This window comes from Vibrio sp. 811, from assembly GCF_033339195.1.
This window is the reverse complement of record NZ_JAWOUB010000001.1, coordinates 85,607-101,246: the sequence shown is the minus strand read 5'-3', so window position 1 is coordinate 101,246 and position 15,640 is coordinate 85,607. Positions and strand designations below refer to the sequence as shown.

Here is a 15,640-nt window from a genome sequence, read left to right as displayed (position 1 = left end):
GTTATTTATTGTTTGTTTGGACTTGTTGTCTTTAATTTCATTCACTTACAATAGATTTGATTTTCCGAAGAGTTTATATTTCCAAATCCCTACATAAAGTGAGAAATGATGATGAATAATAAAAAAATAATCGATGAATTTGTATCTATTGTCGGAAATGATAATGTTCTTACTGATTCTAATAAAACCAAATATTTCCGTTCAGGATTTCGTTCTGGATGCGGAAAAGCAATAGCAATTGTTTTTCCAAATTCACTCGTTGAGCAATGGCGAGTAATCCAGGCATGTGTGAATAATAACTGTATTATAATCATGCAAGCTGCTAAAACAGGACTTACAGAAGGCTCTGCTCCTAGTGGAAATGATTATGATAGGGATGTTGTTGTAATAAATGTTACAAGAATAAATCAGGTTCAGTTGTTAGATGGGGGCAGGCAAGCATTATGCTTTCCAGGAACAAGTTTGTATTCATTAGAAAAGAAACTTAAATCTGTAAATAGAGCACCACACTCTGTCATCGGTTCATCTACAATCGGAGCAACAGTTATTGGTGGTGTTGCAAATAACTCGGGTGGCGCTTTGGTCAAGCGAGGTCCTGCCTATACAGAGCTTGCAATTTATGGTCAAGTAGATAAACACGGTAAATTGCATCTTGTAAATCATCTCGGCATCGATGGTTTAGGTGATACGCCAGAAGAAATTCTTCGAAATCTTGAGTTAGGTAATTTTGATTCTACTCAGATTCAATACGATGAGAGGATGGCTTCCGACAAGGAATATGATCAATGTGTGCGAGATGTCACTTCAGAGATCCCGTCTAGATTTAATGCTGACGAACGTCGTTTATTCGAGGCAAGTGGTTGTGCTGGTAAAATAGGTGTATTTGCAGTTCGTGTTGATAGTTATCCTGTTCCAGAAAAGGAGCAAGTATTTTACGTTGGTACAAATGATCCTTCACAACTGACTAAACTTAGAAGAGACATCTTGACGAATTTTGAAAACTTGCCAGAAATGGCTGAATATATGCATCGAGATATTTTTAATATTGCAGAAAAGTATGGCAAAGACGTATTTTTATCAATCGATTTGCTAGGTACTGATAGATTGCCCAAGATGTTTGCATTGAAAGCCAAAGTTGAAAATATCTTGGATCGCGTTCCATTCGTTAGCAAATATCTTCCCGATGCAGTCATGTATTATGCAAGTAAATTATTTCCTCAGCATCTGCCAGAAAGGATGTTGGATTTCCGTGATAAGTACGAACATCACTTAGTTCTTAAAATGAGTGAAGCTGGAATCAGAGAAGCACAAATCTATCTTCGTGAAGTCTGGGGAGAAAAGCGAGATTGTGATTTCTTTGAGTGTACACCAGAAGAAGGTAAAAAAGCTTATTTACATCGATTTGCAGCAGCAGGAGCGGCTATACGTTATGAAACGATCCACCGTAAAGATGTAGAAGATATAGTTGCTTTAGATATTGCGTTGAGAAGAAATGACGAGGAATGGTTGGAAAATTTACCCGAAGAGATTAGTAAGAACCTTATCCACTCGCTGTATTACGGTCATTTTATGTGCCACGTTTTTCATCAAGATTACATTTTCAAAAAGGGTACTGATACAAAATTGATGAAAAAGTTGATGTTAAAACACCTTAATGCACGGGGAGCAAAATATCCAGCAGAGCATAATGTAGGACATCTGTACGAAGCTGATAACTCACTTCAGAAATTCTATCATGAGCTTGACCCGACCAATACCTTCAATCCTGGTATTGGTAAGATGGAAAAGTACAAGCGCAACTGTAGCTGTTGTGTTTGATAACTCTCTTATTGAAAAGGCCACCTTATTAATCTCAGGTGGCCATTTTTTTCCTAATTTATGACTTTTGTAAAATTTTTTTAGAGTTGTAAGCACTCGTAATCTTAGTCTAGTAATCAAGTTATCATTAATGTCTATATAGTAAAGTAAAGGCTTTGTTCATATAAGGAATGATTCATTGAAAAGTACTACATTAGCGTTATCTTACCTAGCGATCGTCACTGCGTTAACGGGCTGTAATTCGAGTAGTGAGAAAAACACTGATAAAGATGTTACGCATAAACCCGCCGCTAAAAATGTTTTTATTTCTGAGTGCTCAACTACTGTCACGGGAATGACTCCTTTGCAGTTCGAAGTTCAAGGTAAAACAGCAATCATCGATGGTGTTTCATGCGATGGTTCAACTTCGACATTCAATAACATGTTATCTAAAAATCCATCGGTAAATCGGCTGTATTTGAGGGATATTTCTGGCTCTATTGATGATGATGCTAACTTAAAGCTTGGACGGTTAATTAGAAGTAAGAAGATGAAGACGGTTGTAGATAGTAACAGCCATGTGACTTCTGGGGGCGTTGATTTATATCTTGCTGGTGCTTCAAGAAGTTGGTCTGCTGGAGCTAAACTTGGTGTACATTCATGGAGTGACGGGGTGAAAGATGGTCGTGAGTACCCATCATCACACAGCTCACACGATATTTTCACGTCTTATTACCAAGATATGGGCATTAACTCTGATTTTTACTGGTTCACATTGAACTCAGCTAAGTCAAGCTCCATGCATTACTTGACGCTTGATGAAATTGTTAAGTATGAAATAGTCACTGAGGAATCTAGTTTTTTAGGTATAACAACGGTACCTAAAGAGCTAGCTAAAACTTACTCTTTACAGTTAGGATTTGACCGCTATACAGAGGTTAAAACTCCAAACGGAAAAAGAATACCGATATTAGCCCAAGACGAGTTGACGGATGAACAAATAATTAGAGCAAGGAATGTATTATCGCATTACTTAACCAACTTTGATGGTTCTGAGTATGGGGATAATAAATCAGAAATCGCGAATAAGATGGCAGAAAATAACGCCAAACTATTACTGCTTAATGGCAAAGATGACGGATCTAACCCAGCGGCAAAACTTGATGGTCAACCTCTATACAAGGAGGAAATCCAAGTCGAGGGTGGTAGCTGGTACATCGAACAAAATTATGAACATAGAGATGCTACCTTTGAAGAAATATTGCATCTTGTCCATGACTACGGTATTGGCGTGGATCAAAATGAAAAGTTTTTGGGCGCATTACCAGGTTATCAAGCAGAGTTAAGAAGTGCTCAAGTCAACGCTCTTACAGGAAAAATCTGGGGCCTCGGAGAAGATAATCAGGCATGGATACAAGAGCTGACTAAAGAGAACAGCCTGTCTCAAGAATACTATGCAGCTGTTGTTGATTCCTATTATGGCTTGTGGGGAGCTTGGGGACAAAAAGAGATTGCTAGTGTAAGTATCGAAGGAAGTACTGATGTGGCTGATACTGAAACATCCACATTAACTGACCTGTTAGATGCGACAGAACTAGCTCTCCTAGAAGAAAGAAGAAAACATTTAGAAGAGAAATTCAAAGGCGGTATGTGGGGCATTTATACAGCTAAGACAAGAGCAGAAATGTCTACTCTTGATCCGTTGGGCTTAAAAGCTGTACAGAAATTACTTCACCCATACCTTACCTATAATGCAAGAGTTTCTAAGAGCTTTGAAGGAACGTTTAGTTTAAAGTTTGACACTAAGTTGCCTTATACACACCACTCACAATATCTGAAGAATATTACACTAACTGGCAGCAATAATGTAAATGTTATTGTAAATAAACTCGGAAATAAAATTGTTGGTAATAAAGGTAAAAATACAGTTATCTTCTCAGGTGATGAGTCAAATTATACAATTACTAAATTAAGGGATGGAAAATACTCTATTTCTGATAATCGAGATAATGGTGATGGTGTTGTCTTATTAGAAAATATAGAAAAAATAAAATTCTCTTCTTCTGAACGAGACCTATAAATAGAAAGCCACCATATTATGGTGGCTTTCTATTTACTCAACTAACTCAAGGATGAGTTTATAATAGATTGCGTGAAAAATTGTAGATATGATAGCTCTTGTTCTGCCGAAGATGGGCCTGATTTTAATCCTAATTGTGTTATGCAATCAATGTGTAATGCCGCAATAGAACCTGCTACTTGCTCGATAGGTATTATCCAAGAATCTTTTCCAAATACTTTTAATAATTGATTTTCCACTTCACTTGATAAACAATCTCTGATTAACCTTGAAGCAATTGACCAATCATCACCCATTTTGTAAACCATAGAACGACCTATTCCATTCCGCCTTGACGCCAAGCTAGCCATATTAATGAAAGATTGTTGTGGTAGGCTACTCAGCCAAGCTTCTTTAGTATTCATTTGTGTAAATAATTTTTGAAACAACAGTTTATGCATTTCAATAAAAACACAGAGCTTTCCATTATAGTATCTATAAAATGTACTTTTACTAACATCTGCTTTAGATATTATTTCCAATACAGAGATTTCACAATAATCTTTTACTAATAATAAATCTCGAAAAGCAACTAGAATTCGTTTGCAACTTTTGTTTCTATACATTAGGTTTACTCCTATATTATTGAATAGGATAGTGTGTTGAAATTTGTAGTCAATATTAACATTAACGGTTTGGGACTATTGTTAAAAATAGTCCCAGATCGAACAGTTTGACTCTTTAGTTTCTAGTGTTTGATTTATAAAAGACTAAAATGGCTTCTCAATCATTTTATTGAGGCATTGATAATGGAAAAGTTAAGTAAGAATCTGAATGTTGGAATATATATTTACCCTGGTGTTACCATGCTTGATGCATATGCTCCGTTACAAGTTTTAGCTGTAAGTGGATTAGTTAATGTTTTTACTTTTTCAAAAAGTATTCAACCTGTTTCTTCAGATGCAAATGTTAAGCTCTTACCTAACTATAGTGTTCATGATCTTCCCCATGTTGATGTATTAATTGTTCCTGGCTCTGCAAACCCGATAGAGCAAATCAGAGATAATGAAGTCATAGATTTTCTGACAAAAATAGGCAGTCAAGCAAAGTACATAACATCTGTTTGTACTGGCTCTTTAATCCTAGCAGAAACGGGGTTACTAGATGGTTATAAAGTAACTACTCATTGGGCATACAAAGAAGCTTTAAATAAATATCCCAAGTTAACGTACTTAAATCAGAGAGTTGTAAAGGATCGTAATAGGATAAGTGGTGGAGGCATCACATCTGGATTGGATTTTTCTCTGGAACTTTTAGCTGAGTTATCTGGGGATATTAAGTCAGTTGAAAGTCTAGAGTTACTCTTAGAGTATGACCCGCAACCCCCTTTTGGCTGTGGTAACCACAATGACGCCAAAGATGAGATGAAGAACTCCGTGCAGAGTTTGGTTAAGTCAATCGCGTACGAAATGTTTAATTAAATTCAATTGATGACATGGTGTCTATGTTGTGCATAAAATTGTTATCATAGGCATCAATCACACTACGATTTAACTCTTGTTTCACATATTTGTAAATTTTTAAAATTTGTTTAAATATATTAAAATTTTAATTTTTCTTTGAGCGTGCTTAGATCACAAATATACATAAAGAAATGGATATATGTTGTATTAAATATATAATTTATCTTTATCGCTTTCATTGGGTCACTTTGGTTAGATATCCTTTGGTTTGATAAGGTATATGTAGAGTGAATGCAACCGAACACATTTCAGATTTCTTAAACTGTCTTTCTGACGCAAATATAATTGTAGATAAATATTCTAATATTGTATTTGCAAATACCTATTTTTTAAAATTGTTTGGATTTAATAAAAACGAAATTTTTAATGAAAAATTGGACGTTATAATTCCCAGTTACTTTGCTAAACAGCACCATAAAAAAGTTGATGATTTTATATCCAACAAATGTCAAAGTAGAAATATGACTTCTAGAGGAACAATCCTGTGTGTACGTTCAAATGGTGAGTTTTTTAGAGCAAGAATTTCAATAGCAAATATCTATTTTGATGGAATGGACTGTGCGATTGCAACCATTTTTGATGTTACTAGCACTGAGAAACTAATTGAGGATCTTCACGTTAAGGCCTTCAAAGACCCTCTGACTGGGTTATTTAATAGGCACGAATTGGATCGTATTGTTAACAAAAGTTCTGATTTGTTGTTCAGTTCTTCTTCATACATAGTGACTTATTTAGATCTTGATGATTTTAAGGTTGTTAACGATACCTATGGACATAATGTGGGAGATTTATTACTTAAAGGTGTCTCCTCTAGACTTATAGAAAGTGTTCGAGAATGCGATATGTGTTTCCGTGTTGGTGGGGACGAATTTATAATTCTATTTAAGCTAGCGGATTCATATAAAGAAGAATATCAAATAGACGCTATAAAGTGTAAAATTACCAATATATTATCTAAGCCTTTCTCTATCGATGGACTTTCATCTGAATTAAATATTGATTTCAGCATGGGAGTTTCTGTATATTCTAAACACAGTTGTCATCTTAATGAAGTTATAAAAAAGGCGGACAAAGATATGTATAAAATAAAGTTTAAAGACAAATAGTTTAAACGTATTTTTTATGATTGGTACTGTCCTTATTAAACTTTAACTGGTCGATTTATAACTAAGAGTTTATTATCTATTGACTAGCATAGAAAGCAAGCGCCAAATACCTATCAGTACGACATATGATTAATTTCAAGAAAAGTTCAATTCTGCCCGTCACTCTCATTACAGTTTTTGACCGCTTGTGTAGGGCAGATACTTGGAAAGTGAAGCACTGATCGTTTCGTCAATGTTGATAATCAAGTTCGAATGGTTAGCAGCAAGTCTTTAATACGCCTACAGTTCATGAATTGCATCAGGCTAGGATTATCCATTTGTTCTCTTACACTTTCTTAACTTAGCTACGGCGCCGCATTGCTCACTGAACATCATTCATAACGAACGACCACTGTCGTAAGGTTTACGTTGGGTGGTCACATCATCATTTACCGATAGCAATTCGGCCAGGTGCTGCACATTAAATATCAGTCTTTAGTTTGGAGCATTTACTGAATCTTTCTTTTCATTGAACTTGATATTTTTCTACAACTTCTCCTGCTTTATAACTATTAGCCACAAAATGTATCGCTTTGTGTATGTAGCTCTGTGCTAAGGTGTTGTGCTTTCTGTAGAAGCGATGTTAATGCTAACTTTTCCTGCATATCTTTAACGATAACTATAACAGTATACTGTAAGCGTTAGACTAGTATGATCATCTTTAGCACCTCCTAAAAGTCGTTTGATATATTCAAATGGCTACAAACACATACAACCGCGTAGTCATCGTAGGTCGATGAGCTAATTGTTGACTTATTTTTCCACCAAACACGTGTTTGAGGGTCTATGTCGTATAACCAAACTTTTCACAAAGCTAATGACTGTTAACTTAAAAACTCATGTAACTCATAATGCTCCCTACCCAAAGTTATCAGAAGGAGCTTGAGGTGCGTGATTTTTGAAAAAATGACATCATGCAAATCTAATCTCTATCTACTTTCATTAACCTATTGATTACACGTTGATGTTGTATTAAAAATGTTACGCTATAGGAGTATGAAAAGTGGCTAAAAGCTATGTAGAAGGCGTTATACAAAAGAAGGTTTAAAAACCATGGACAAGGTTAATTGGTATAAAAAATCATGTTGATGACAGCTTAATAATTACAGATAGCTATAAAACGACTCAGAATGTTCGTAGATATTTCAAATCTAAATTTGGTGAGAAATTTAAGTTAGCTCGTGAACTCATGAATTGGATTAGCAATGCCAGAGGTTTGACAATGGGGTATGCCTCAGATGAGTGGACTAAACGAAAGAAGTCAAAGTGATTGATATTAAGTTATATTTACTAGGACTTAGTGAGTAATCTATGTGCTGTAGGTTTTTGCTTAGTATCAAGTTTGAAGTGCGACACTTAGAGTAGCTGCTCATAAATATACTCCGTTGGTGTCTTGTAACCAAGCCTTTGGCGTGGTCTGTTATTCAGTTTATACGCTATCTGGCTGCACAGTCTTTGTGTCACATGAGCCATTGAGGTTTTCTTAGGTAAATATTGGCGTATGAGTCCATTTGTATTCTCATTAGTCCCTCGCTCCCAAGAGTGGTAGGGCGTTGCGAAGTAAAACAAGCATTTATGCTTGTTTTCTATCTCCTGATATTGGTTAAATTCTGTACCATTATCAGCAGTGATAGTTCTAAATGGTAAGTTTGAACGTGTAACGATCTCTGTCATTCTCGCGTTGAGTGATGCAGTTGTTCGGTCATCTAGCTATCCGATATAGGTGTAGCCAGTCATTCTGTCAACGAGAGTGACAATGCAGTGTTAGTTCCACGACCGATCACGGTATCTATTTCCTAATGTCCAGGTTCTAGGCGTAACACAGCTTGTTTTGGTCGTTCTGTTATGTGCCTTTTAGCGGCAATTCTCCCCCTGCTATCTTTGGCGTTGTAGCGCTTACGTCTCTGTTTTGGTGATTGACGTAAATGTTTCCAGAGCATGCCTCCGTTGGATTTATCGGTCCAAATGTGCTGGTAAATAAGCTCATGGCTCATCACTGGATAGCCATGCAAACGGCAATACCCAACGATTTGGTCAGGACTCCAATCGAGCATTATAAGCGCGTCAATAATTTTGAAATCGTGCTTGGTATAGCGCTTGTTACGCCGTGATCGGCTCAACCTGGTTCTAGCTCTTTGTTGCGCTCTAGCAGGCTGATAGGAAGGGTTAGGGCGATAGGCGTTGCATCGAGAGTTGCGTTTAAATTCTCGGTAGATAGTGCTCTTGTGACGCCCTAGCTCTTTAGCGATGTTGACGACACTAATGCCTTGCTTTCTAAGTGCGGACATCATATACCTTTCATTCTCAGTGAGGTGTGTAATTCATGGTTTTTCACTTCTTGGCGGGAGTAAAACTTATGAATAGCACATCTCACTGTTTTAAATTTCAGGGGTGTCGCACTTCGTACTTGAATCCAAGTTGTATAACAAGTTGTTACATAAGGATTCGTAACGCGTGGTATTTTGGGTTTAGTTCAGTGTTTATAGTAGTCAAATTAAGTGTTGTGGTAGCGTGCTTCGCACCTTAATTGGGCGTTAGTTTGCTTCAAAGAATCGTGAAGTATTGAGGAAGATATGAAAGTAGATATTAGGCCTGCCAAGGAAGACGAACTGAAACCTCTCCATTCTTTGGTTATTTCAAATGATGAATGGATGAAGTTCAATGGTCCTTACTTTCCATATTCTCACCCAACACTAGAACAGTTTGAAAGTTCATCATTTCAGCGTTTACTTGCAGGGTTAGACTTACAATTGATCACTGTTAACGATATTCCTGTTGGAACGGTTAGTTACTACTGGGAATGTGAAGAAACGCGTTGGCTTGAAGCTGGTGTAGTTATTTACGATGCACAGTATTGGGGTAAGGGAATTGCTGCGCTTGCTCTACCTTTGTGGGTATCGTACTTGTTCGAAACTAAAGAAATCGAGAGGGTTGGTTTAACTACTTGGTCGGGTAATCCTCGAATGATGTCTTTGGCTTTGAAACTGGGTTTTCAGCAAGAAGCAAGACTTAGAAAAGTTCGTTACTACAAGGGGGAGTACTATGACTCCGTCAAATATGGAGTTTTACGGTCGGAGTGGTCAGAACGCAACTAACACTAAATTAAAGGGTGATTCACAACGCTTGGCGCCGTCACTTTAAGCAGGTTTAGTGTTTATGGCACAATGCTTTAGGTAAAGTGGGCGCGTTTGGAGTTAGAGGTGCATGATAACAATGTCGCAGCGTTTTGGTATGTCCTGCCGCAAGTAATCGATCATAAGTAGTCTTAAAAACAGGGTTACACTGGATGGCTGACATCATTGCAATACACATAACAGTTCTAACTTGCGTCCGACTGTCTTGTATCATGCGCTTTCCTTTGTAACGTCTAACGATAGGTGCAACTCCAATCAAGCTAGAGGCTTGCTTATTCGTGATGTGACTAAGTACTAATTATTGATGCGGCCAGTATTTTACCGACCCCAGGCGTTTTGGAGTAGCTCATTTTTAGTCTGATATTCAAGTGTGGTATCGATGAGCTTTGTGATTTTAGCCTCTATTTTTCAATTTGATTTGTAAGAGCGGTTAAGATGGGTGTGTACAAGTCAGCGACCTTTACGTGCGAATCATATCCGCGTAAACCAAAGCTGATTTTAAGTACATGTTGATTAATTTGACTGCGGACCCATGAGTAAAGGTTAATTCTATTTTACTCGCTTCAGCAATAAGTTGTTCATACCATAGGCGGTGCTGTTTATTAATGTCATCTCTTACTAGTAGCTTTTCTGGATTGTCAACTATTGTATCTAGACCTATAGACTCGATACGCAGATTGTCTGATAGATCAAATAACTACCCCAAAAAGTCCGTCACTTTACGGTCTTTAGTACTACTATTAAGTTGTATGTTTCATACCTCTTTAGTATTGCTAAAATTAACACTCTCAATGTGATTCAATAAGCTAATGAACATAACAAACAATTGTCATATGCGTAAAATATTTTGCAGTATTCTGCTTGCTGGAGGCCATAATGTATCTTCAATTAGGAAGGTTGGGGGTAAACCTTAATGATCTTATTGAGTCTCTTGATCAGCTTGAGACATATGTGTTCATCAAAGATACGAAATCTAGATATATCTATGCGAATAACTTAAGCCTAGAGTTAATGAGAGTCGATAAGAAAAAACTGGGGCAAATAAGAGATTCGGATTTTTTACCAGAGGATACCGTTGAGTTCATAAAACACATCGATGCTAAGGTAATCAAAGGGGAAACGAGTAGGGAAGAGGTATTCATTAATGGTACAGATGGTAAGCAACGGATTTATCTTGAGATGAAATCACCAATTTATAGCTCGGAATCCTCTAATGAAGTTGTTGGTATCTTAGGTATTTCTACTGATATTACAAAGCAAAAGGAACTTGAAAAGAAGGCTCATCAGCAAGCTCGAATGGATGAACTAACCCAGCTGCTCAATAGGCGTGGACTGATAGAAAGTGTACAACGAGACCTAAAGAAGAGGATTAGTGAAAACTCTTTCTCAGCTTTGCTATTTATTGACTTGAACGATTTCAAGCAAATAAATGATGAGCATGGTCATGCAGTAGGCGATCACATATTACGTAAAGTAGGTGAACGTATTAAAAGCAGCGTGAGAGCCTCCGATCTAGTCTCAAGATATGGCGGAGATGAGTTTGTCATATTTCTGGGAAGCGTTGGGAATAGCAATACTGAAGCGGAATACTACACAGAAGATGTGATATTGAGGATTAAGAGTACACTCACTGACCCAATAAATACAGATACAGGTAAGGTGCAGGTAGGGACCTCCATAGGTAAGTATATTATTGAAGGAACAGACTTTTCTTTAGAATCAGTGATAACTAAAGCCGACGAGAATATGTACTATGAGAAAAAGCGCGAGTAAAGAAGATTTAGACTGAACTAAAGTGTCGCAATTCATACTCGACTTTACACACCCGCTGGTTAGTCACTGTTAGGTCTTAGTGCCGTTCTGCTAGTAATATAGCTAGAAGCGAGATTGGAGTTTATATCTAAAAGATCAACGTCTTAGAGAGATTATAAAACCTAGCATAGTCACTTCAGAATCAACTACTTCGAAATAACTCGAGCAGTTTAGTTAGTAGATGGCGTTATTATTTGACCTTGTATCCATCAGACTTTGCCAAACTTGAGTTAGATCACAACTTGCTTAATTAGCACATTCACTAACATATTATTGCAATAAAATCAGTTGCATTTTGGTGTTTTGATGAGAAAGCTAAGTCGATTTGGCTACAGAAAAACTAACAATAAAGCTTATTTATTGAGGCATAATTATTTAGTTACGCCCGCCCATACCTGAACTAGGTTACTAAAAGTATACTAATTGCATTCAACCTTTAGGTAACTAACATATACCACTAAGAACCGATGGCGTAGCGTTCACTTATATATTCACTCTATTTGCGGAGTCACTAATAATGAGTAACGCCCCTATCATCAATGCTTATGGGTTACCGTTATTCTCAGAAGGAAAGCTAAGTACGTCTTTGGTAGATAAAACGGCGATACTGATATAACCCAAAGGTTACTTAGTTCTCGTAGTGAGCATGCAAGATGGATGACTAAGGTGAATTTAATTCGATTGTTCTCTAGTATTACTATGACGTGGTACATAGGTCAAAGCACTGTGGTTTCATGTCATCGAGTGAAACTACAGCTATCTAGTTTCTGGATTGGCGAGGCTGTATGAAAGCAAAAGTTGAAGTTGACGCCAAAGGGCGTAAAAGTGTTGTTGATGCCTGTAAGGAGCCTTGTGCGATAGAAAAAGGTATGCGGATCTTGGGGTCAAAATGGAAAGGCTCAATAATCTACCATCTGAAAGATGGCCCTGTGAGATTTAATGATCTTTCAAGAATGTTGGGCGGTGCAAGTAAGAAGATGGTAGACCAGCGCTTAAAAGAGCTAGAGAGTGAAAATATGGTGATACGCTGCGTACTCAATGAGAAGCCATTAGCCGTAAGTTACGAACTGACTGAGTTTGGCAAAAGTGCTCTAACGATTCTTGAAGAATTGAGAAAATGGTCTGAAAGCAACAATGTACAGCTTAAATAGTTGGAGTAACAATCTCTACTCGAACTGTGTGACAGGGCAACCATATGTGGTTGCCCTGTTCATATTTTGGTCTGGAGACTCAGTAGTCTAGTGTCCCACGAATAGGGTAGTGGTTCTCTGGATTTCGAATCCAAGCTAAACCACGTGTCAGCGCCCTTAACTCTGGTCTTACAAATGGGTTGTTTGATAGATCAACCACATGCAAATTACCGTGTTCATTGACGACAAATAGTCCTGGCTCCGCAAAGTTATGGTCGGTTTCGGCTTCAGAGCGTGGTAGCGATATATAAAGTCCCAGAGTCTTCATTTGTTGCTCAGTAAGACCATAGGCGATTGGAAAACTGATATCGAGCTTTTCCAGGTGTTGCTCTAACTGTTGTTTCGAATCCCCAGAGACAGCTAGAATATCCACGCCTGCATCACTAAAGGTCTGTTTATAAGTCTCTATTTCATTGAGATATTTGGTACAAAGTGGGCAATGTTTACCACGATAGACAAACACCGCTTGCCATGTTTCATCGCCTTGAGGCTGGCCTAGCCTGACTTTCTTCCCATCCAGTGTTGTTGCCTCTAATGTAGGGAAAGTGTCACCCGCTTTGAGTTTTTGTGAGTATGCCATCTCAGCTCCTTGGATTTATCTGACGACTGAGTCGTAAAAAGTAAGACAGGATGAGGCGAGTTGCAATTAGTCTACTTTTAGTAACCTAGTTAAGAAACTCAGTACCTGATAAGTAACAACTGGGAACGATCGTTCCACTGCTTTGAATTTGCTTTCGGTTTTGTTCTCACACCACTCATCCAATTTCTCGTGAACAGTGGTGTGAGAACAAAGGGAAATGACCTATTCTGCATCTGCATCTGCATCTGCTTTAGCTATCAGCTCAGCCAAGAACTGTTTATAACCTTCAACGGGATGCGCACCAGAAACGCCAGATTCACGGTTAAAAATCACCGTTGGTACGCTTGAAATCCCCATTGTCTGCCATTGCTTCTCTGTAGTACGTATCGCACCGCGTCGCTGAACATCATCTAACCACCACATGCCTTCTTCAGCATCAAGACCGACAGAGGTAAGTTCTTGCTTTAGAACTTCACGGTCAGAGATGTCTTTCTGTTCACTGAAAAAAGCCGTAAACAAACGTATCTTTAGTTCAGTTTGCTTGCCAAAGCCTTTGGCGTAATCAAGTAGAATGTGTGCGTCAAACGTGTTCACCATCTTCATGTCATCAAAGTAGTTAAACTCGAAGCCATGTTCAGCACCGATGCCAGCGATGCGAATACGCGCATTTTTACTTTCTTCTACTGTGCTGCCATATTTGCGTGAAACGTGTTCACGAAGATTTTCACCTTCAGCAGGCATGTCAGGATTCAATTCAAACGGTTGCCACTCGATATCGATGCGATCTTCAATTCCAAGCTCGTTAATCGCAGCTTTTAAATGGTTGTAGCCAATGATGCACCAAGGGCAGACGATATCACTAATGATGTCGATTTTAACTGTGTTGTTCAAAATGGCTCCTTACGCAAAGCACTGTAACCATATGGTAACAGTGCTTTGACTGGCTTTTGATTACTACTTGTTTAGATTAACGCTCGCTAGGGTGCGTCCACGCAAACTTTTGGAATGGCGCATCTGGTTCAGTATGTGCCAATGCGTTGGTGAAGTTTGAGATAAGCTTTGCAGACAACCCCGTCAGAACTTCCAGTGCTTGACGTTTGGTAAAGCCAGCGCCCAGAAATGCTTGCAGTCTTTGATCACCAATATGACCACGGTCATCAAGCAGAGCCTTGGTAAAATCATGCAGTGCTTGCAGTTTTGTATCAGGGATAGCTGTACCTTCACGCAACGCTTCAATCACTTCATCTGGCATTTTGCCCGCTTTCATCATCCAAGTATGACCAGGAACACAGTAATGACAGTTATTTTCAAAGTTTGCGGTCATAAAGACCACTTGCTGCTCTAGTGGGCTTAATGTCGTGTTCTTCATAAACAGATCAAAGGCAGTATTATATGCTTCGTAAGTTGCTGGTGCTTCAGCAAGAACGGCGTGCAGGTTTGGCAGCATACCGAAGCCCTTTTGCGACTGTTCTACCAGCGATTTAGACTCTTCAGGGGCCGTTTTTGCATTGTAGTAAGTAAATTCAGTGCTCATGACAATTTCCTTAGAAGTTGGCGTCTAGGTGGGCTTCAAAGCGAGCGAAGTCGTTTTCAATATCGGCGTTTTTCATGACATCATAGCAAGCGAAAGTAGGCAGTGCAGACATGCCAAAGAAGCGGAAGTTGGCATGCATGTGGAACATCAAGTCATCAACACTACGACCTTGGAATAGGTACTCGCTATCGTCATTAAATGACTCTTCTGGTGCATTGAATGTGAAAGACAGCATGTATTTCGTATTTGTACAAGTACCGCCAGTGCCGTAATTTTTCTTTGGTTCCTCTGGTGTCCGACCATCAAATGCACATAACGCACCACCCATACCAGCGGTAAATACATCATCCATGTATTTCTTAAAAGACCAAGGGATCGTCATCCAGTTGACTGGTGACTGAAGAATGACTCGGTCTGCCCACTCAAAATGCGCCAGTTGTTCATCAACCACGATGTCGTCTTGCATCGTAACTACGCGAACTTCGTGACCCTTTGATTCTAACTTGGTGCGAGCTTTCTCAACCAAAGCGGCATTTAGCTTACCTTCAGAAAATGGAGATGGCTCGTGCGCGTTAATGACTAGAACGTTACTCATGATAATTAACCCTTTAATGATTGACTGTTTTAGAGAGTGACCAACGATGTTGCTCTCTTGCGGTTTATTATGGTTACCTACATTTCTAGTTCAATTAGTTAACTTTTGGTAACCACCATGAATGTCAATCGAATACAGATTAACTAACTGTTTAATATTATTTTTATTTTTTGCATTGAGGTGGATGAATAGGGCAGTCAAAGTATATCCCAAGCATACCTATTGCCATTATTTGTCTGGTTACCATACAAAACCGAACGAATGGACCTTC

12 protein-coding genes and 3 pseudogenes are annotated in these 15,640 nt (G+C 38.4%); 8 read left to right on the top strand and 7 right to left on the bottom strand.

Translation table 11 applies throughout. From position 1 onward, the window contains the following. Nucleotides 1–111 precede the first annotated feature (111 nt). Both dld and R7Q46_RS00450 read left to right on the top strand, forming a co-directional pair. The gene (gene dld, locus R7Q46_RS00455; protein WP_318077297.1) at nt 112–1,818 is read left to right on the top strand and encodes a D-lactate dehydrogenase; all 1,707 of its coding nucleotides are present in this window, start codon (nt 112–114) and stop codon (nt 1,816–1,818) included. 178 nt (nt 1,819–1,996) lie between these two features. Beyond that, nucleotides 1,997–3,877 (top strand): hypothetical protein, encoded by a 1,881-nt coding sequence (locus R7Q46_RS00450; RefSeq protein ID WP_318077207.1) that lies wholly within the window; start codon nt 1,997–1,999, stop codon nt 3,875–3,877. A 41-nt stretch (nt 3,878–3,918) separates the two neighbouring features. Here the strand turns inward: R7Q46_RS00450 and R7Q46_RS00445 are convergent, their stop codons facing one another. Continuing rightward, nucleotides 3,919–4,482 carry a TetR/AcrR family transcriptional regulator gene (locus tag R7Q46_RS00445; protein ID WP_262628443.1) on the bottom strand — a complete coding sequence of 188 codons (564 nt, stop codon included), beginning with the start codon at nt 4,480–4,482 and terminating at the stop codon, nt 3,919–3,921. 183 nt (nt 4,483–4,665) lie between these two features. Here R7Q46_RS00445 and R7Q46_RS00440 point away from each other — a divergent pair, with 183 nt between their 5' ends. From R7Q46_RS00440 to R7Q46_RS00430, 3 genes and pseudogenes are all read left to right on the top strand, one after another. Beyond that, nucleotides 4,666–5,337, top strand: a complete 672-nt coding sequence (locus R7Q46_RS00440) for a DJ-1/PfpI family protein (protein WP_258452880.1) — start codon at nt 4,666–4,668, stop codon at nt 5,335–5,337. Nucleotides 5,338–5,606: 269 nt separating this feature from the next. Next, entirely contained in the window at nt 5,607–6,485 is an 879-nt protein-coding gene (locus R7Q46_RS00435; RefSeq protein ID WP_318077206.1) for a sensor domain-containing diguanylate cyclase, read from the top strand. A 1,092-nt stretch (nt 6,486–7,577) separates the two neighbouring features. Next, nucleotides 7,578–7,794 (top strand): annotated as a pseudogene (locus tag R7Q46_RS00430) (DUF6434 domain-containing protein). An 86-nt stretch (nt 7,795–7,880) separates the two neighbouring features. Here R7Q46_RS00430 and R7Q46_RS00425 read toward each other — a convergent pair. Beyond that, nucleotides 7,881–8,815 (bottom strand): annotated as a pseudogene (locus R7Q46_RS00425) (IS30 family transposase). Between the two features lie 282 nt (nt 8,816–9,097). On the opposite strand from R7Q46_RS00425, the gene R7Q46_RS00420 reads away from it, so the two are divergent. Beyond that, a complete protein-coding gene (locus R7Q46_RS00420) occupies nt 9,098–9,619 on the top strand; it encodes a GNAT family N-acetyltransferase (protein WP_046875426.1) in 522 nt (173 codons plus the stop codon). Nucleotides 9,620–9,749: 130 nt separating this feature from the next. Here the strand turns inward: R7Q46_RS00420 and R7Q46_RS00415 are convergent. Continuing rightward, nucleotides 9,750–10,098, bottom strand: a pseudogene (locus R7Q46_RS00415) (transposase); the annotation flags it as partial. A 436-nt stretch (nt 10,099–10,534) separates the two neighbouring features. Here R7Q46_RS00415 and R7Q46_RS00410 point away from each other — a divergent pair. After that, a complete protein-coding gene (locus tag R7Q46_RS00410) occupies nt 10,535–11,431 on the top strand; it encodes a GGDEF domain-containing protein (RefSeq protein ID WP_318077205.1) in 897 nt (298 codons plus the stop codon). 824 nt (nt 11,432–12,255) lie between these two features. Beyond that, nucleotides 12,256–12,621 (top strand): winged helix-turn-helix transcriptional regulator, encoded by a 366-nt coding sequence (locus R7Q46_RS00405; RefSeq protein WP_031501609.1) that lies wholly within the window; start codon nt 12,256–12,258, stop codon nt 12,619–12,621. Between the two features lie 79 nt (nt 12,622–12,700). Here the strand turns inward: R7Q46_RS00405 and R7Q46_RS00400 are convergent, their stop codons facing one another. The 4 genes from R7Q46_RS00400 to R7Q46_RS00385 all read right to left on the bottom strand — a co-directional run bounded on the left by R7Q46_RS00400 (nt 12,701) and on the right by R7Q46_RS00385 (nt 15,369). After that, nucleotides 12,701–13,240, bottom strand: coding sequence for a peroxiredoxin family protein (locus tag R7Q46_RS00400; RefSeq protein WP_318077204.1), 540 nt, complete (start codon nt 13,238–13,240; stop codon nt 12,701–12,703). Between the two features lie 222 nt (nt 13,241–13,462). Further along, complete coding sequence (locus R7Q46_RS00395) at nt 13,463–14,131, bottom strand: DsbA family oxidoreductase (protein WP_318077203.1); 669 nt, start codon at nt 14,129–14,131, stop codon at nt 13,463–13,465. 76 nt (nt 14,132–14,207) lie between these two features. After that, complete coding sequence (locus R7Q46_RS00390; RefSeq protein WP_318077202.1) at nt 14,208–14,774, bottom strand: carboxymuconolactone decarboxylase family protein; 567 nt, start codon at nt 14,772–14,774, stop codon at nt 14,208–14,210. Nucleotides 14,775–14,784: 10 nt separating this feature from the next. Then, a complete protein-coding gene (locus tag R7Q46_RS00385) occupies nt 14,785–15,369 on the bottom strand; it encodes an NAD(P)H-dependent oxidoreductase (RefSeq protein ID WP_046875431.1) in 585 nt (194 codons plus the stop codon). Between the last annotated feature and the right edge of the window lie 271 nt (nt 15,370–15,640).